Genomic DNA, 18,160 nt, shown 5'->3' with positions numbered 1-18,160 from the left:
CAGGGCCCCGCGGGGCCCTGTTTGCATTGCTGCATACCTTACTTGCGCCAGAAAGGCGCCGCCCAGCGGGCCATCACCGGCACCATGGTCTTGGGATCGAGTTGACTCATATCCTCAGGATGGTCGCTATCCTCCGGCGGACTGAAGGCGAGGTGACGCCCTTCGCTGTTGAGGGGCTTCCAGCGCAGCGGAGTAGCTGAGCGGCGCATCGGGAAGAAGCCGATGGTCGGCACATCGAGCGCGCCAGCGATATGGAGCGGGCCGGTACTGCCAGCGATAAACAGGGCTGCGTTGGCCAGCACCTGACAGAACATCGGCAGACCATCGCTGGAGCGGTAGATCCAGCCGTTGCCGCCGTGGGCCAGCAGCTCGGCCGCCAGCTGTTCGGCCATCTTCTCCTCGCCCGGGCCAGCAGTCAGCACGCACTGCAGCTCGGGGCAGGCCTGATTGAGCTTGATGATGATGCGGGCGTACTGCTCGATGGAGAGGTTGTTGGCCGAACCGCCGCTACCGGCATGCACCATCAGCCAGGGGCGGCTGGCATCGAGCTTGAGCTTGAGTGCCAGCTGTTCGCGCACCTGTAGCAGGGTCTCGTCATCGAACCGCAGGAAGGGGGTCTTGGGCTCCACCACGGCCACCTGTTGATCGGCCAGGAAGCGGCGGATCAGCTCCAGATTGTACTCGGACTCCGGCTTCTGGGAGCGGGAACGGCGCTGCACCAGTCGCTGGTTGTAGAGCACCTGCGCCAGCTTGGTCGCCGGGGCCAGCCGATAAGGGATGTGTGCCTTCCACACCAGCATGGCGTTGCGGGAGTTGGAGAAGAGGCAGATGGACGCGTCGAACGCCGCCGCCTTGATCCGGGCCAGCAGTGCCCGCTGTTGCTCCTTGTCAGCTCGCACGCCCGGATCGATGATCACCTCGTCAATCCAGGGGCAGAGCCGGGCCAGCGGGGCCGTGTAGGCCGGAACCAGGGCAGTCACATGACACTCCATGGAGCCTTTGAGCATGGCGAAGCTCGGCCACGCCAGCATGAAGTCACCAATCTTGTCATTGCGAACGACCAGAATACGTTTCATAAAAAATCCCTTTGCTCCCTGTCACCAATGCAGGGAGGCTTGATGCGCGATGGCGTATTCTTGCCTGATGCACTGCTATTCTCAAGCGACGACCTTATAATGCGACCAAATTTCCAGGTTGCAGGACCGCAAAGATGACTACCAGGGTAATTTATCCCGGGACTTTTGATCCCGTTACCAATGGCCACGCCGACCTGATCGGCCGCGCCGCCAAGCTGTTTGACGAGGTGATCGTCGGCGTCGCCAACAGCCCGAGCAAGCGCCCGCTGTTCGATCTGGCGGAACGTGTCCAGCTTGTCCAGCAAGTGACCAGCCAGCTTCCCAACGTCAAGGTGGTGGGCTTCTCCGGGCTGCTGGTCGATTTTGCCAAAGAGCATCAGGCCAACGTGCTGATCCGCGGCCTGCGCGCCGTCTCCGACTTCGAGTACGAGTTCCAGCTGGCCAACATGAACCGCCGCCTGATGCCTGAGCTGGAAAGCGTCTTCCTCACCCCGGCGGAGGAGAACTCCTTTATCTCCTCCACTCTGGTGAAAGAGGTAGCACTGCACGGTGGCGACATTCGTCAGTTTGTCGATCCCGTGGTGGCCCAAGCCATCGCCGCCAAACAGAAAGGGTGATCCCCTTCCATACTCGCCATTCCCGACGGCAACTACGAACAAGGGCTACCCGCGGGTAGCCCTTGTTGTTTCTCTCTCGCTATGGAGAGGTCAGCCTGCTTGCCGGTTACTGACGGGCAAACCGCTCGCTCATCTCCTGCACCAGCAGATCGAGCCACTCGTAGCGGCGCCGATACATGGCCCGCTTCTTGGAGGCGATCTCCTCCAGCGGCTTGCGCGGCTGGGCTTGCAGGGCGACGAAGTTGGCATCCACATCCCGGGCGTCGAACTCCTGCCACAGCTCGTCATAATCGGCCTGCAAATTGGCTTTCTGCTTGCTGCTGTAGCGCTTGGCCTGAAACACGTGGGCCCGCTTGCGCACCGCCAGCACCTCCGCCGCCCCCATGCTCTGCGCCAGTTGCAGCACCAGTTGCACCAGCAGGGATTTGGGCCGCAGGCCGTGCCCCTCTTTGGTCAGCTCGCGCACCCGATCCTGAGCATTGTCGACCGCAGGCTCCGGCCCCTGCATGGAGCCGATCATCAGAATCAAACGATCCGCACTGCCCGCCAGCGAAAAGGCGCAGCTGTAGAGGCGCTGCCCCTCGCCGTTGACGATGGAGAGCGCCAGCTCGGCCTCGCGGCGGAAGGTGCCATCGTGACGCAACAGAATGCGGCAGCCGCTCTGGGGATAGTGCCCAAGTTCGATCCCCTCGCCCAGATAGAGGGGGTCGATCAGCTGCGGGTAGCACTCCAGCAGCAACCGGTAGTGATTTTCCAGCATCTCGGCCCGTTGACGGGCGCTGGCACAGGCGAAGCGATAGGGGCGCATCGGCTTGTCGAGCAGCTCGGGATAGACCGCTGGCAGCGCCTTGAGCGAGTCGCACTGAAACAGACTGAAGACCCGACTCAGCGACTTGCGATAGAGCAGGCTGCGCAGCACGAACTTGCCGCGATTGAAGGTTTTCCGATCACATCCCTCGGGGTAGAGGAAGCGGGCCATGGATTTTGCGCAATAGCGCTCCTGCCGGGATAAATATTCCCAGTCTATTGATTTAACTGTCATTTTTATATTCTCAAACCGCCTGAACGGTCGGGATACTAGTGACAGCTGTGCAAATCTTCAACAGAGTGGAAATACGCTGTTACAACTTCCCCCGGATCGGGGCAAAAAGTGCGCTCAGCGCTGGCAATGACTGCAAAAAACCGTGGTGCGCTGGCCCATTCTTGTCTCGGTCAGCAGGGTGTGGCAGTGGAAACAGGGCTGACCGCCACGGCCATAAACCTGCAACTGCTGCACGAAATAGCCCGGCTTGCCATCGGCGCTGGTGAAATCCTTGAGGGTAGTGCCGCCCTGGCGAATCGCCTCGGCCAACACGCGCTTGATCTCGGCCACCAGGGTTCCCAGCCGCTCGGCACTGATATTGCCCGCCGCCCGTTTGGGGTGAATGCCGGCAGCATAGAGCGCCTCGTTCGCGTAGATGTTGCCCACCCCGACCACCACCTGATTGTCCATCAGGAACTGTTTGATGGCGGTGCTACGCCCCTTGGCGCGCTCACGCAGGTAATCAGCACTGAAGGCATCGGTGAGCGGCTCGGGCCCCAGCTTGGCGAGCAGCGCATGGGCTTCGGCCGGTTCGCGAGTCCAGAGCAGGGCGCCGAAGCGGCGCGGATCGTTGAGCCGCAGCAGCTTGCCATTCTCCAGCTCGATATCCACGTGGTCGTGCTTCTCGGCCGGGGTGCCGATATCCAGCACCCGCAGGCTGCCGGACATCCCCAGATGAAGGATGGCGGTGCCGAAATCGGTCTCCAGCAGCAGGTATTTGGCACGGCGACGCACCCGATGGATGGTGAGATCCACCAGCTCCTGAATCTCACCGGGGATCGGCCAGCGCAGGCGGCCATCCCGCACCACTACACGCGTCACCTTGATACCGGTGAGCCAGGGGGAGATCCCCTGACGACTGACTTCAACTTCTGGCAATTCAGGCATGGGCACCTCGCAAGGAAAAGGAACTCAGGGGGCAGGACGCAGCAGATCGCGATACTGCTCGGCAGTGAGGGCGAGCCAGAGACCGGAGGGCAGCTGGGCGCCATATTGGCCGCTGTTCTGATAGAGGCCGATCTCGACCGGATCGTTCTGGCCGGCAATCCACACCTTGATGGTCACCGGGGTACCGCGCACCACCTCGCCGGGGGGCAGCAACCAGCTCTGCCAGCGCGCCAGCCGGGCATCCAGCTGCGCTGTGTCGAGTCCCAGATCCGGCATGCTGCGCCAGCCCTGACCAATCCGCTCAATCTGCCAGCTCGGCCCCTGCCAGGTGAGCACCACGGCAGCATCCGGCAGCAAGGGGCGAGCACGCTTGGCACTGTTCTCCTGCTGGGCAGTCTCCATACGATGCAACAGGGTGATCACGATCAGCACCACCACGATGATCACGTTATTCCAGCCTTTGCGGCTCAATTTGAACATGGCAAGCCTCCCTTTGAACCGGCAGTGTACTGAATTCGGCGCATAAAAAAACCCGGCACGAAGCCGGGTTTTTGGGAATGCAGCATCAAGTAATTACTTGATTTTGCCTTCCTTGTAGATCACATGCTGACGAACAACGGGATCAAACTTTTTGATCTCCATTTTTTCGGGCATGGTGCGCTTGTTTTTGGTAGTGGTATAGAAGTGACCAGTACCGGCGCTGGAGTTCAGGCGAATTTTCTCGCGAATACCTTTAGCCATGATCTAATTCCTTATACCTTAACACCGCTGGCGCGCAGTTCAGCCAGAACCACTTCAACGCCACGCTTGTCGATGATACGCATGCCTTTTGCGGATACGCGCAGGCTTACGAAGCGTTTTTCACTCTCAACCCAGAAACGGTGAGTGTGCAGGTTCGGCAGGAAACGACGCTTGGTGGCGTTGTTAGCGTGCGAACGGTTGTTACCAACTGCCGGGCGCTTGCCGGTTACTTGGCATACTCTAGACATGTCAGTCTCTCCAAATCTTACTTCATTGCTCGAGCAAATATCTGCCCCGCTGGCCTTCGATTGCGGGGCAAACAGAAGGCGGCATTTTATACAGCATCCGTGATCAAAGATCAACTAATACGGTGCCAGAGCACAGTTATAGCCAACCGCGCTCGGCAAAAGAAACCGTGATGCCATCACCGATCACCAAGTGATCCAGCACTCTGATATCGATCAGGGCCAAAGCGGCCGTGATCCGATCCGTGATCTGGCGGTCGGCCCTGCTGGGCTCGGCGACGCCGGACGGGTGATTATGCGCCAGAATCACCGCGGCTGCATTATGTTTGAGCGCGATCTGCACGATTTCTCTTGGCCAGACGCTCGCCGAATCGATTGTGCCGAAAAAAAGCTCAACAAATTGAATGACTCTGTGCTGATTGTCGAGCAGCAGCAGGGCAAACACTTCCCTCGGCCGATCCCGCAGCTGAGCCTGAAGATAGTCGCGGGTCAGCTGGGGCGAGGTGAGGGCATCGCCCCGTTGCAACTGCTCGGCCAGATGGCGTCTGGCCATCTCCAGCACCGCCTGCAACTGGGCATATTTGGCCGGGCCAAGGCCGTGTGCCTCGCAGAATGTCCGTTGATCCGCCCCCAGCAAGCTGCGCAAAGAGCCGAATTGATTCAATAGATTACGTGAAAGATCCACTGCACTCAGGCCATTGACGCCGGTGCGCAGAAAGATGGCGAGCAGCTCGGCATCGGAGAGCACCGCAGGCCCCTGACGCAGCAGCTTCTCTCTGGGGCGTTCATCTTCCGGCCACTCTTTGATGCTCATTTGTCTCTCCCTCATCCCTGTTGAGAAAAAACATAGCAAAAAATTGCGCGCGCCCGACCACACCCCTTGATGCCAACCCCTGTCGTCATCCATTGCCTGTGGTATCTTAGCCGACCAGTCAGAATGAGCCGGATAGAGAAACAGCAGATGAGATTGGCCGATAAACGCATCCTATTGGGTGTCAGCGGCGGGATCGCCGCCTACAAGAGTGCCGAGCTGGTACGCCGCCTGAAAGATCAGGGTGCCGAAGTGCGGGTGGTGATGACCCGCTCCGCCAAGGAGTTCATCACCCCGCTGACCCTGCAGGCGGTCTCCGGTCATCCGGTGGCCTACAGCCTGCTGGATCCCTCTGCCGAAGCGGGCATGGGCCATATCGAGCTGGCCAAGTGGGCCGATCTGGTACTGATCGCCCCCGCCAGCGCCAACCTGATGGCGCGGATGGCTGCAGGCATGGCCGACGAACTGCTGACCACCCTCTGTCTGGCCACTCCGGCGCCCATCGCGCTGGCACCTGCCATGAACCAGCAGATGTATCTCAACGCCGCCACCCAGGCCAACCTCAAGACCCTGGCCAGCCGCGGCATTCTGCTGTGGGGGCCGGATGCCGGCAGCCAGGCCTGTGGCGATGTGGGCCCGGGGCGGATGCTGGACCCCCTCGAACTGGTGGATCGCTGCTGTCAGCAGCTGGCCGCCGAGCCCTTGCTGGCAGGCGTCAAGCTGCTGCTCACCGCAGGGCCAACCCGCGAGGCGCTCGATCCGGTGCGCTACATCAGCAACCACAGCTCCGGCAAGATGGGCTACGCCATCGCCCGAGCTGCCCGTGAAGCGGGTGCCGAAGTGACGCTGGTGAGCGGGCCAGTGACGCTGGCGACGCCTGCGGGCGTTACCCGCATCGATGTCGAGAGCGCCGAGCAGATGCATCAGGCTGTGATGAGCCGGGTGGGCGAGTGCGACCTCTTCATCGGTTGCGCCGCGGTAGCCGACTACCGTCCCGAACAGGTCGCCAGCCAGAAGATCAAGAAAACCGGCGACAACGACCAGATGGTGGTGAGGCTGGTGAAAAACCCCGACATCATCGCGGCCGTCGGTGCCCTTTTAGACAAACCCTTCACCGTCGGATTTGCCGCCGAAACCGTGGATGTGGAACAATACGCCCTCGACAAGTTGCAGCGTAAGCGGCTGGACATGATCGCCGCCAACGATGTGTCCCGCGAGGGGCAAGGCTTCAACGCCGATGACAACGCCCTGACCGTGTTCTGGCAAGGGGGCCAGGCCCCGCTGCCGCTGGCCGACAAGCTGACGCTGGCCCGTCACCTGATCGCCCTGATTGCACGCCACTACCGGCACTGAGCGTCCCGAAAGAACAAGACCCACGGCGCCCCGCCTTGCCAAGAGAGGCGCCAATACAAGATCCAACTGAAAAAGCGATTCATGACTACACAAATAGAACTGAAGATTCTGGATGCCCGTATCGGTACCGAGTACCCGCTGCCCGCCTACGCCACACCGGGCTCTGCCGGCATGGATCTGCGCGCACTGCTGGATGCGCCGCTGACTCTGGCTCCGGGTGATACCACCCTGGTACCGACCGGTCTGGCCATCCACATCCAGGATCCGAGTCTGTGTGCCACCATTCTGCCCCGCTCCGGTCTCGGCCATAAGCACGGCATCGTGCTGGGCAACCTGGTCGGTCTGATAGATTCCGACTATCAGGGTCAGCTGATGGTCTCGGTCTGGAACCGCGGCAAGGATGAGTTCACCATGCAACCCGGCGAGCGCATCGCCCAGCTGGTGATCATGCCGGTAGTTCAGGCCAGCTTCCAACTGGTCGATGAGTTCAATCAGAGCGAACGGGGTGAAGGCGGTTTTGGTTCTTCTGGTCGCCAATAACAGACCACACCAGCCTGATGGGCGGTGCTTAATAACAGAATCAAGCCATTGTTTTTTTAGGGGAATCCATGGCAAGCAGTAATCAGAAACAGAGTCGGCGCGATCAGATCCTGCAGGCGCTCGCCCACATGCTGGAAACCAGTCCGGGTCAGCGCATCACCACGGCCCGTCTGGCGGCCGAGGTCGGCGTCTCTGAAGCAGCCCTCTATCGACATTTTCCCAGCAAGGCGCGGATGTTCGAGGGGCTGATCGACTTTATCGAGGATTCCCTGCTGTCACGGGTCAATCTGATCATGGCGGAAGAGAAGGACACCATGGCGCGCTGCCACCACATCCTTCAGCTGCTGCTGGTGTTTGCCGAGCGCAATCCCGGCATCACCCGCATCCTCAACGGCGACGCCCTGCTGGGTGAACACGATCGACTGCGGGATCGCATCAGCATCCTGTTCGACAAGCTGGAGACCCAGATCAAACAGGTGCTGCGCGAGAAGCGGCTGCGCGAGGGTCAGGGCTTCCAGCTCGACGAGACCATGCTGGCCAATCTGCTGCTGGCCTACACCGAGGGCCGCATCAGCCAGTTCGTGCGTTCCGAGTTCAAGCTCAAGCCGACCGCCGGTTTCGAAGATCAGTGGCAATTTATCCGCAGCCAACTACTGCAGAGCTGATGGTTTTTTCGCATCATTCAGCAAAAAGAAGGGAGGCTTTGGCCTCCCTTCTTTTTTGTGTCAGGTTTTTATGGCAGAAAAGAAGTACCAGATGCGACCCGTACTGTCGCGCTGCGGTGTTAGATTTATCCACCATGAACCTTTTAGAACCTGACAGGACATCCTATGGAACCCGAAATCATTACCGAAGCGCAGACTTGGCTGGTCAATAACCAGGGCCTGCTGATCGAATATGGCGTCAATATAGCCGCCGCCCTGCTGACCCTGCTGGTCGGCTATATCGCCGCCAACCTCATCAGCGGTGGCGTGGTCAAGGTGATGCAGGCCCGCAAGCTGGACATCACCGTCACTCACTTCGTCGGCAGCATTCTCAAATACGCCATTCTGGTGTTCGTGGTGATCGCCGCGCTGGGCCGTGTCGGCGTGCAGACCGCCTCCTTCGTCGCCATTATCGGTGCCGCAGGTCTGGCCATCGGTCTGGCGCTGCAAGGCTCGCTCTCCAACTTCGCTGCCGGCTTCCTGCTGATCATCTTCCGCCCCATCAAGGCGGGCGAGTTTATCGAAGTGGCAGGCACCAACGGTGTCGTGCAGTCCGTTCAACTCTTTACCACCACCCTCACCTCCGTAGACAACAAAATGGTGGTAGTCCCGAACTCCGCCATCCTCAACGGCACCATCGTCAACTACTCGCGCATGGATACCCGCCGCGTCGATATGACCTTTGGCATCGGCTACGGCTCTGACCTGCGCAAGGCCAAGCAGATCCTCGAGCGTCTGGTGAGCGAAGAGCCGCGTATCCTGAAAGATCCGGCAGCCACCATCGCCGTCGCCGCGCTGGCCGACTCCTCGGTCAATATCGTGGTGCGCCCGTGGGTCAAGACCGGCGACTACTGGGGTGTCTGGTTCGACTTCCACGAGAAGGTGAAACTCACCTTTGATGCCGAAGGGATCGAAATTCCCTTCCCGCAGATGGTGATGCACATGCAAAAACCACAGGCGTGATCGCGGTTCTGCTTCAACAAACAATGCCAGCCTTCGGGCTGGCATTGTCGTTTCTGGCCACGCTCCATGGCCATTTCGATGCATAACCACGCCAACCGGATGAAAACAATTTCAGGCCATCGGGGTGGCCTCAATCATGAGCAAGCGCAAGATCCGCCTTGCTTTCGTGACACATAATCCCAATGTTCTGGTTGTATGCTCCCGACAGTGACCCATTGCGGTAAAAGACAATCGGTAAAAATCTGTTACACGGGCCGCCCGATCGGCTCGCTATAATGCTCGGATAATAAGGTTTGGCGGGACCTTGCCTGCAAGGTTCAAACACAACTTGGCATTTCAGGAATCCTATGAAAAATATCAATCCAACCCAAACCCAGGCCTGGCAGGCACTGGAAGCCCACTTTGCAGCAAACAAAGAGACTCGACTCAAGGATCTGTTCGCGCAGGACCCGAAGCGCTTTGACAAGTTTTCCCTTACCTTCGGCGGCGATATCCTGGTTGATTACTCGAAGAACCTGATCACCGAAGAAACCCTCAAGTTGCTGATTGATCTGGCCAAAGAGACCGATCTTCGCAGCGCGATCGATGCCATGTTCAATGGCGACAAGATCAACATGACTGAAGGCCGCTCGGTACTGCACGTGGCCCTGCGCAATCGCTCCGACCGCCCCATCGAATGCGACGGCAAGGACGTGATGCCGGAAGTGAACGCCGTACTGGCCAAGATGAAAGGCTTCTGCGAGAAGATCATCTCCGGCGAGTGGAAAGGCTACACCGGCAAGGCGATCCAGCACGTGGTCAACATCGGTATCGGTGGCTCTGATCTGGGCCCGGTAATGATCACCGAGGCACTGCGTCCCTACAAAAACCACCTGCAGATGCACTTCGTCTCCAATGTCGATGGCACCCACATCGCCGAGACCCTGAAGAAGATCGATCCGGAAACCACCCTGTTCCTGGTGGCCTCCAAGACCTTCACCACCCAGGAGACCATGACCAACGCCCTGACCGCCCGCGACTGGTTTATCAAGATCGCCGGTGACAAGGCCCACGTTGCCAAGCACTTCGCGGCCCTCTCCACCAACGGCAAGGCCGTGGCCGAATTCGGCATCGACACCAACAACATGTTCGAGTTCTGGGACTGGGTTGGCGGCCGCTACTCCTCCTGGTCTGCCATCGGCATGCCCATCGCCCTGTCTGTCGGTTTCGAGAACTTCGAAGCCCTGCTGCAAGGCGCCTTCGAGATGGACATGCACTTCGCCACTGCCTCCTATGAGCAGAACGTGCCGGTGCTGCTGGCGCTGATTGGCCTGTGGTACAACAACTTCTACGGTGCCGAGTCCGAAGCCATTCTGCCGTACGACCAGTACATGCACCGCTTCCCTGCCTACTTCCAGCAAGGCAACATGGAATCCAACGGCAAGTACGTGGATCGCAACGGCAAGCCGGTTGACTACCAGACCGGCCCCATCATCTGGGGTGAGCCGGGCACCAACGGCCAGCACGCCTTCTACCAGCTGATCCATCAGGGCACCAAGCTGATCCCCTGTGACTTCCTGGCGCCAGCCATCAGCCACAACCCGATCGGTGACCACCACCCGAAACTGCTGGCCAACTTCTTCGCCCAGACCGAGGCACTGGCCTTCGGCAAGAGCAAGGAAGAGGTCGAAGCCGAGTTCCTGGCTGCTGGCAAAACCCTGGAGCAGGTCAAGGATCTGGTGCCGTTCAAGGTGTTCGAAGGCAACCGCCCGACCAACTCCATCCTGTTCAAGAGCCTGACCCCGAAAACCCTGGGTGCCCTGATCGCCATGTACGAGCACAAGATCTTCGTACAGGGCGCAATCTGGAACATCTTCTCCTTCGACCAGTGGGGCGTGGAGCTGGGCAAACAGCTGGCCAACAAGATCCTGCCGGAGCTGGGCAACAACGAGGCTGTCACCAGCCACGACTGCTCTACCAACGGCCTGATCAACACCTGGAAAGCGTGGAAAGCCTGATTTATCCAGCCTTTCTGAATGCAAAAGCCCCGCTCGATGAGCGGGGCTTTTTTATGACCATCTTTTATGACTGTCAGGCTGGTTTTTCTGGCTGGCCGGTCGGGTGTCCAGTCCGACCGGCGACGGGGATCGTCATCCCCGCCCCTTCATCCTCCAGCCCGATGCGGGCTTAACCGCCAACGGCGATGCGTTTCATGTCTTTCATATAACCACGCAGTACCTGGCCGATTTTCTCGATCGGATGGTTGCGGGTCGCTTCGTTGGCCGCCAGCAGCGCCAGGTTATCCACGCTCTGCCCTTCCGCCTTGCTGGCACCCAGATCACCCGCCTTCAGGGTCGGCATGAAGTGCTCGCGCAGCAACGGCACGGCGGCGTTGGCGAACAGGTAGTTACCGTACTCAGCGGTATCGGAGATGACCACGTTCATCTCGTACAGGCGCTTGCGAGCAACTGTGTTGGCGATCAGCGGCAACTCGTGCAGGGATTCGTAGTAGGCAGACTCCTCGTAGATACCGGAAGCTACCATGGTCTCGAACGCCAGCTCGACACCCGCCTTGACCATGGCCACCATCACCACGCCATTGTCGAAGTACTCCTGCTCGGCAATCTTGCCAGCGAACGCCGGGGCGTTTTCGAAGGCGGATTTACCGGTCTCTTCACGCCAGGTGAACAGTTTGACGTCATCTTCGGCCCAGTCGGCCATCATGCCGCGGGAGAACTCACCGGCGATGATGTCGTCCATGTGCTTCTCGAACAGCGGGCGCATCAGGGTCTTGAGCTGCTCGGAGAGTTCGAAGGCGCGCAGCTTGGCCGGGTTGGAGAGGCGGTCCATCATCAGGCTGATGCCACCCTGCTTCAGGGCTTCGGTGATGGTCTCCCAACCAAACTGGATCAGCTTGCCGGCGTAGGCCGGGTCTGTGCCTTCGGCAACCAGTTTGTCGTAGCAGAGCAGGGAACCGGCTTGCAGCATGCCGCAGAGGATGGTCTGCTCGCCCATCAGGTCGGATTTCACTTCCGCCACGAAGGAGGACTCCAGCACCCCGGCACGGTCGCCGCCGGTGGCAGAGGCCCACGCCTTGGCGATGGCCATGCCTTCGCCTTTCGGGTCATTTTCCGGGTGAACGGCGATCAGGGTCGGTACGCCGAAGCCGCGCTTGTACTCTTCACGCACCTCGGTGCCCGGGCACTTGGGCGCCACCATCACGACCGTGATGTCGGAACGGATCTGCTGACCCTCTTCCACCACGTTGAAGCCGTGGGAGTAGCCCAGCGCAGCGCCCTGCTTCATCAGCGGCATCACGGTTTTCACCACGTCAGAGTGCTGTTTGTCCGGGGTCAGATTCAGCACCAGATCGGCGGTCGGGATCAGCTCTTCATAGGTGCCGACCGCGAAGCCGTTGTCGGTAGCCTTCTGCCAGGAGGCGCGCTTCTCGGTGATGGCAGCCTTGCGCAGGGCGTAGGAGATATCCAGCCCGGAGTCGCGCATGTTCAGACCCTGGTTCAGACCTTGGGCACCACAGCCCACAATCACCACCTTCTTGCCCTTCAGCACGTTGCAGCCGTCCGCGAACTCTTCGCGCTGCATGAAACGACACTTGCCCAGTTGGGCCAACTGCTGACGCAGGTTCAAGGTGTTGAAATAGTTAGCCATGGTAATTGCTCCGTTCGATTGATTCCATGCCGGATGGCGGCGTTGTCTGAACCACTATAGCGCGGGACACTTATTGCCTGAACTGATATATTCGAAACAGTACGTTGCAATAATTGAAACGTTAATCCTTCATAATTGCCTGCTGAATGTACCGCGAGATGGCAGAAACAAGCCGCCAACCGCTGGATATCGGGCACACAAGCCGCGCCAGGAGCTGAAAGATGGACCTTCGCAATCTCGAGCTGTTTCTCCACCTCGCCGACTCCCTCCACTTCGGCAAGAGTGCCGATGCCATGGCGGTCAGCCCTTCCACCCTGAGCCGCGCCATCCAGCGGCTGGAGCAGGAGACCGGCTGCATCCTGTTCGAACGGGACAACCGCTCGGTACGGCTCACCCCCGCCGGCGAGAAGCTGCGCGAATTCGGCGGCGGCCTGTTGCAGGAGTGGCGTCAGCTCAAGCAGGAGCTCAAACGCAGCGATGAACCGCTGCAGGGGCGGCTGCGGGTCTTCTGCTCGGTCACCGCCAGTTACTTTCTGCTGCCCGAGGTACTGGAGCGCTTTCGCCGCCGCTACCCCCAGCTGGAGATCAAGCTGGAGACCGGCGACCCGGCGCTGGCGGTGGACAAGATCCTGGCCGACGAGGCCGATCTCGCCATCGCAGCCCGCCCCGACGCCCTGCCCGCCAAGCTGGAGTTCGCCAGCCTGCAGCTGGTGCCGCTGGTCTTTATCGCGCCGCGCAACGCCCCGCAACTGAACCTGTGGTTCCGTCAGGGGGAGCCGGATTGGGAGCAGCTGCCAGTCATCCTCTCCGAGCAGGGGCTGGCCCGCAAACGCAGCGATCAGTGGTTTCGCAACAAGGGGATAGCGCCCAACATCTATGCCGAAGTGGCGGGTAACGAGGGAATCGTCGCCATGGTGGCGCTCGGCTGTGGCGTGGGGCTGGTGCCAGCAGCGGTGATCGACCATAGCCCGCTCGGCGACAAGGTGCGGATCATTGACCTCAAACCCGCCTTCAAGCCATTTGATGTGGGGATCGGAGTGCTCAAGAAGCGGCTGGAGGAACCGCTGATCCGCGCCTTCTGGGATACCGCGCAGAATCAGGGCTCACTGCGCTGACACCGGTTTATAGATAAGGGCCGGATCGGCCATCATAATGCGGCTAGGCAGCGGCAAGTCGGGGTTGTGCAGCTCGAGGCGCACCCGCTCATCCAGATTCAGCCGCCGAATGGTGCTGCCAAATCCCTCTTCAAAGACCCGGTCAAAAGCACCAGACTGCCGCGCCCGCAGCAGGCCAAGCTCGATGCGCTGCGCCAGCTCCGGATATTTTGGCGAGACAAAGAAGAGCAGCGCCAGCGGATAGCGAAACACCAGACGGGGCTCGATGGCGAGATCCGGATGCTGTTTCAGCTCATCCTCGACCTCGATGACCGATCGCAGGAAGCAGTCAAAGCGCTTCTTGCGCAGCATGTTAAAGAGCGCCTCATAAAGATTGCCCACCGTCACCTTGAGACCGTTGGCCCGCAGCAACTGGGTGTCTGGCCAGGACCTGTGCTGACCAATGGAGAGTCCGGCGCGATGCCAGTCCGCCAACGACTCGATCGCGGCAAATCGCCCCTCATCCCCCTGCCGAACCAGGCACACCCGCCAGCCGAGCAGCCCCTTGGCCAGCGGAATGTGGATTGCCAGCAACTCCCGCTCTCGCTCACCATCGGGGGCAAAGACACCGACCTGAACCAGCTCGCCGCTACGCAGCTCCTTCACCGCCCGCCCCTGCTCCATTTGCGGGCTGGAGACCAGCTGGTAGGGGCCATACTCGGGCACGGTGAGATCGAGAGAGAGCCGCAGCAACTGGGCGACGGCGGGGTTGGGGTGATCCAGCAGCAGATTCCAGGCGCGGATCGACTGCACGGCAGCCGACGCATCCGCCGCCCACAGCCACAACACCATGCACAACAATCCGACTCGCTTCATTCCCTGCACCATCCAAGCGCCATGCTTCTGGTCATACTATAACGCCAGCCAAGGGCCTGATGCGGCGTTCGCTGCCAGATGTGTGAACCTTCTCCTGTCCCGTCTCATGTCAGAAGTGACAATAGGCAAACCGGGCAAGGAATCGCAGACTGAATATTCACCATCATCGAACCACATCAGGGAGGAGCGCCATGAAACAGCATCTGGTAGAGATCAAGGGTTCAACCCTGTTTGACGAGTATCTGCAAAGCATGGGCGTACCCAGCACGGCGCTCGATCGGGAGCAGGATATCTATCTGCAGGAACGCCACCTGGGAGCCATTCGCCGGGTGCAAGGCGAACTGCGCTTTTATCTGCGTGCCAATGCCCTGAACAAACGGTGATCAGGAGCCGGTCACAGAACCCGCAGCAAAGGCGTATTAGACTGGTATCTTCCCCCTTTTGTCGGGAGTGCCCATGAAAGCAAGCGGTCTGGATCGGCTGTTCAAACCCCACTCAATCGCCGTGATCGGCGCCTCGACCGACCCGCTCAAGGCGGGTCATGTGATCGTACGCCACCTGCTGGCGGGCCAGTTCAAAGGGCCCATCCTCCCCGTCACCCCGCGTAACAAGGCCATCGCCGGCGTGCTGGCCTATCCCGATATTGCCAGCCTGCCGCTGACCCCGGATCTCGCCATCATCTGTACCAGGCGGGAGCGGGTCTTGCCATTGCTGGAAGCGCTCGGCCACAAGGGTACGGGCGCAGCCATCATACTGGCCGCCGACTTTTCCCCCGAGGAGCGGCTGGAGCTGAAACGGGTCTGCCAGCAATACGGCATTCGCCTGCTCGGCCCCAACAGCATGGGGATGCTGCTGCCCGGCCAGGGGATAAACGCCAGCTTTTCCCCCATTGCTGCCAAGCCGGGGCAGGTCGCCTTTCTGTCGCAATCCGCCGCCGTCAGCACCACCATTCTGGATTGGGCCAAGCAGCATGAGCTGGGCTTCTCCGCCTTCATCTCCCTAGGTGATCACTGCGACATCGACTTCGGCCAGCTGCTGGATCAGCTCTCCCGCGACAGCGTCACCCGCGCCATTTTGATCTATATGGACAAGTTGCACGACGCCCGCCACTTTCTCTCGGCGGCGCGGGCAGCCTCGCGCAACAAGCCGATCCTGGTACTGAAAAGCGGGCGCCACGAACCGACCCACGGCCTCGACAATGTCTATGATGCCGCCATCCGTCGCGCCGGCATGCTGCGGGTTCGGGATACCCACGAACTGTTTGCCGCGGTGGAAACCCTCAGCCACTCCATGACCCTCAAGGGAGAGCGACTCGCCATCATCTCCAACGGCCGCGGGCTGGCCAATATGGCGGTAGATGTACTGCTGGAGCGGGGCGGCAAGCTGGCTCGCCCGCCACTCGATATCGGCAGCGATGCCACCATCACCACCTATCAGGAGGCGCTGGACAACGTGTTGCAGGAGGATGGCATCGACGCCATCCTGATCATCCACGCCCCTTCGCTCACGGCACCGAGCGCGCCGCTGGCCAGTCATCTAATCGCCCATCTGAAACAGCATCCCAGAGCGCGCCGTTTCAATATCCTCACCAACTGGGCGGGCGAATACTCGGCACAGGAGGGGCGCAAACTCTTTACCGAGGCGGGCTTCCCGACCTACCGCACGCCGGAAAGCGCCATGGCAGCCTTCATGCACATGGTGGAATACCGCCGCAACCAGAAGCAGTTGATGGAGACACCGGCATCCCTGCACGGTAACCAGCTCAATGTCGATCTGTGCCAGCAGCTGATCCGCCAAGCGCAGGAGCGCAAACAGCTAAGATTGGATACCCATCTCGCCCACCCCATCTTGCAGGCAGCCGGGCTCGCGACCCTGCCCACCTGGATCGTCACCGACGCCATCGAGGCGACCCTCACCGCCGAGCAGATCGGCTATCCAGTAGCGGTAAAACTGCGCTCGCCCGATATCCTGCACAAGTCTGCCGTACACGGAGTGGTACTCAATCTGCGCACCTCGGCCGAAGTGGCGCAAGCCGCAGATGCCATTCTGGACAGGGTCAAACAGCATGATCCGGGCGCCCGCATCGAAGGCTTGCTCGTGCAACGCATGGCTCGCCGCAGCGGCGGCCTCGAACTGCGGGTACGCATCCAGCAAGACGCCATCTTTGGCCCCGTCATCCTGCTGGGCGAGTCGGGCGCCGAACCGCAGGAGATGGTAGCAGCCTTGCCACCGCTCAATCAGGCGCTGGCCCGTTACCAGATCATCGGCGCCCTCAAAAGCCGCAAGATCCGCGAACAAGCCACGCCGGAACGACTGGATATCGATGCCTTGGGCCAAGTGCTTTGCCAGCTCTCCGAGCTATTGCTCGCCTTTCCGGAGATTCAGGAGCTGGATCTGCACCCGCTGCAAGCGTGCGGTGCCGAAATGGTGGTGCTGGATGCCAGCCTCATGCTGGCTGACCCCACCATCCCGACCAGCAACCGACTGGCGATCCGTCCCTATCCTACCGAACTGGAGGAGGGTGCCTGGCTTAAGGATCAGCGCCATATCCTTCTGCGCCCGATCCGGCCGGAAGATGAACCGGCTCACAAGCAGTTCGTGCTGCAGGTCTCCGATGAAGACAGGTACAAACGCTTCTTTGCCGATGTGGGCGAGCTGGGCCATGAAGAGCTGGCTCGCATGACCCAGATCGATTACGACCGGGAGATGGCCTTCGTTGCTGTGGGGCAAGATGGCGATCTGCAGGATCAGATCCTCGGCGTGGTGCGCGCCATTTCGACCCCGGACCAGAGCGATGCCGAGTTTGCCATTCTGGTGCGATCGGACTTGAAAGGGGTGGGGCTCGGCAAATTGATGATGGAGAAGATCATCCGTTACGCCAAGGAGCAGGGGATTGGCCAGTTATCCGGCATGACTATGCCCAGCAATCGTGGCATGATCAACCTCGCCAAACGGCTTGGCTTCAAGATCGATGTGCAAATGGAAGAGGGGGTGGTCAATATGGAACTGCCCTGCAACCAGCAGGCGGCAGAAGCCTGATTTGGCCGCCTGTAAACTCGCTCAAATGACTGATAAGGCTCGGATATAGCCAGAAAATGGCGGGAATAACCGGCTATCTGGCCCTCTCTTGGCAGGTAAAAACCAAACGTTGGCTGTTTAACACGCTAAAAACAGCAGAGCCCAGTCTCACGACTGGGCTCTGCTGTGCAAATCTGTGGTTCTTATGGACAAAACCGCCCATAGCAAAAAGGCCTTCCCATCTGGGAAGGCCTTCAAATTAGTGGCGGAGCGGACGGGACTCGAACCCGCGACCCCCGGCGTGACAGGCCGGTATTCTAACCGACTGAACTACCGCTCCGCATTCGGTTAGCTTGCGCTAAATCTTTTGCTGCTTGTTTGTGAGGTGTCACCCTCGCAGCCGGCTATGTGTTTTCACATCACCGTTTAATTGGGTGCCTGGCAGTGTCCTACTCTCGCATGGCGAATGCCACACTACCATCGGCGCTACCGCGTTTCACTTCTG

18 protein-coding genes and 1 tRNA gene are annotated in these 18,160 nt (G+C 60.1%); 9 read left to right on the top strand and 10 right to left on the bottom strand.

Annotated elements, in window-relative coordinates; genetic code table 11:
• Positions 1–38 precede the first annotated feature (38 nt).
• Positions 39–1,076: a glycosyltransferase family 9 protein gene (locus NOM06_RS18555; protein WP_139736005.1), complete on the bottom strand. Its 1,038-nt coding sequence runs from the start codon at positions 1,074–1,076 to the stop codon at positions 39–41.
• A 134-nt stretch (positions 1,077–1,210) separates the two neighbouring features.
• Here NOM06_RS18555 and coaD point away from each other — a divergent pair, with 134 nt between their 5' ends.
• Complete coding sequence (coaD, locus tag NOM06_RS18550; RefSeq protein ID WP_076495402.1) at positions 1,211–1,693, top strand: pantetheine-phosphate adenylyltransferase; 483 nt, start codon at positions 1,211–1,213, stop codon at positions 1,691–1,693.
• A gap of 106 nt (positions 1,694–1,799) precedes the next feature.
• On the opposite strand, the gene NOM06_RS18545 is transcribed toward coaD, so the two are convergent.
• The 6 genes from NOM06_RS18545 to radC all read right to left on the bottom strand — a co-directional run bounded on the left by NOM06_RS18545 (position 1,800) and on the right by radC (position 5,462).
• Positions 1,800–2,735: a VirK/YbjX family protein gene (locus NOM06_RS18545; protein WP_255912699.1), complete on the bottom strand. Its 936-nt coding sequence runs from the start codon at positions 2,733–2,735 to the stop codon at positions 1,800–1,802.
• A gap of 114 nt (positions 2,736–2,849) precedes the next feature.
• Positions 2,850–3,662, bottom strand: coding sequence for a bifunctional DNA-formamidopyrimidine glycosylase/DNA-(apurinic or apyrimidinic site) lyase (mutM, locus tag NOM06_RS18540; protein ID WP_021231536.1), 813 nt, complete (start codon positions 3,660–3,662; stop codon positions 2,850–2,852).
• Between the two features lie 24 nt (positions 3,663–3,686).
• Positions 3,687–4,142, bottom strand: coding sequence for a hypothetical protein (locus NOM06_RS18535; RefSeq protein WP_042054783.1), 456 nt, complete (start codon positions 4,140–4,142; stop codon positions 3,687–3,689).
• 93 nt (positions 4,143–4,235) lie between these two features.
• A complete protein-coding gene (rpmG, locus tag NOM06_RS18530; protein ID WP_005307500.1) occupies positions 4,236–4,403 on the bottom strand; it encodes a 50S ribosomal protein L33 in 168 nt (55 codons plus the stop codon).
• Positions 4,404–4,414: 11 nt separating this feature from the next.
• A complete protein-coding gene (gene rpmB, locus NOM06_RS18525) occupies positions 4,415–4,651 on the bottom strand; it encodes a 50S ribosomal protein L28 (protein ID WP_005307492.1) in 237 nt (78 codons plus the stop codon).
• A gap of 136 nt (positions 4,652–4,787) precedes the next feature.
• On the bottom strand, positions 4,788–5,462 hold the full coding sequence (gene radC / locus NOM06_RS18520; RefSeq protein ID WP_255912698.1) for a DNA repair protein RadC: 675 nt from the start codon (positions 5,460–5,462) through the stop codon (positions 4,788–4,790).
• Positions 5,463–5,609: 147 nt separating this feature from the next.
• Here radC and coaBC point away from each other — a divergent pair, with 147 nt between their 5' ends.
• The 5 genes from coaBC (at position 5,610) to pgi (ending at position 11,016) form a co-directional block, all read left to right on the top strand.
• Positions 5,610–6,812 (top strand): bifunctional phosphopantothenoylcysteine decarboxylase/phosphopantothenate--cysteine ligase CoaBC, encoded by a 1,203-nt coding sequence (gene coaBC, locus NOM06_RS18515; protein WP_255912696.1) that lies wholly within the window; start codon positions 5,610–5,612, stop codon positions 6,810–6,812.
• Positions 6,813–6,893: 81 nt separating this feature from the next.
• Entirely contained in the window at positions 6,894–7,352 is a 459-nt protein-coding gene (dut, locus tag NOM06_RS18510) for a dUTP diphosphatase (protein ID WP_139474480.1), read from the top strand.
• A 68-nt stretch (positions 7,353–7,420) separates the two neighbouring features.
• Positions 7,421–8,017: a nucleoid occlusion factor SlmA gene (gene slmA / locus NOM06_RS18505; protein ID WP_005339495.1), complete on the top strand. Its 597-nt coding sequence runs from the start codon at positions 7,421–7,423 to the stop codon at positions 8,015–8,017.
• Positions 8,018–8,182: 165 nt separating this feature from the next.
• Complete coding sequence (locus NOM06_RS18500; RefSeq protein ID WP_255912694.1) at positions 8,183–9,019, top strand: mechanosensitive ion channel domain-containing protein; 837 nt, start codon at positions 8,183–8,185, stop codon at positions 9,017–9,019.
• A gap of 347 nt (positions 9,020–9,366) precedes the next feature.
• Positions 9,367–11,016: a glucose-6-phosphate isomerase gene (gene pgi, locus NOM06_RS18495; protein ID WP_144716165.1), complete on the top strand. Its 1,650-nt coding sequence runs from the start codon at positions 9,367–9,369 to the stop codon at positions 11,014–11,016.
• Between the two features lie 169 nt (positions 11,017–11,185).
• Here pgi and ilvC read toward each other — a convergent pair whose 3' ends face one another.
• Positions 11,186–12,667, bottom strand: a complete 1,482-nt coding sequence (gene ilvC / locus NOM06_RS18490) for a ketol-acid reductoisomerase (protein WP_005355979.1) — start codon at positions 12,665–12,667, stop codon at positions 11,186–11,188.
• 221 nt (positions 12,668–12,888) lie between these two features.
• On the opposite strand from ilvC, the gene ilvY reads away from it, so the two are divergent.
• Positions 12,889–13,782: an HTH-type transcriptional activator IlvY gene (gene ilvY, locus NOM06_RS18485; RefSeq protein ID WP_088868139.1), complete on the top strand. Its 894-nt coding sequence runs from the start codon at positions 12,889–12,891 to the stop codon at positions 13,780–13,782.
• Here ilvY and NOM06_RS18480 read toward each other — a convergent pair.
• Complete coding sequence (locus NOM06_RS18480) at positions 13,771–14,637, bottom strand: transporter substrate-binding domain-containing protein (RefSeq protein ID WP_255912692.1); 867 nt, start codon at positions 14,635–14,637, stop codon at positions 13,771–13,773. The two genes, ilvY and NOM06_RS18480, sit on opposite strands and share 12 nt — an antisense overlap.
• A 191-nt stretch (positions 14,638–14,828) precedes the next feature.
• Here NOM06_RS18480 and NOM06_RS18475 point away from each other — a divergent pair, with 191 nt between their 5' ends.
• Positions 14,829–15,020 (top strand): hypothetical protein, encoded by a 192-nt coding sequence (locus NOM06_RS18475; protein ID WP_005339486.1) that lies wholly within the window; start codon positions 14,829–14,831, stop codon positions 15,018–15,020.
• 73 nt (positions 15,021–15,093) lie between these two features.
• Positions 15,094–17,676, top strand: a complete 2,583-nt coding sequence (locus NOM06_RS18470; RefSeq protein ID WP_255912690.1) for a bifunctional acetate--CoA ligase family protein/GNAT family N-acetyltransferase — start codon at positions 15,094–15,096, stop codon at positions 17,674–17,676.
• 242 nt (positions 17,677–17,918) lie between these two features.
• Here the strand turns inward: NOM06_RS18470 and NOM06_RS18465 are convergent.
• Positions 17,919–17,995 (bottom strand) — tRNA-Asp (locus NOM06_RS18465).
• Positions 17,996–18,160: the final 165 nt, after the last annotated feature.

The organism is Aeromonas sp. JL9 (genome assembly GCF_024436075.1).
In the GTDB taxonomy this organism is placed as follows: Bacteria; Pseudomonadota; Gammaproteobacteria; order Enterobacterales; family Aeromonadaceae; genus Aeromonas; species Aeromonas veronii.
This window is presented reverse-complemented; position numbering and strand designations above follow the sequence as displayed.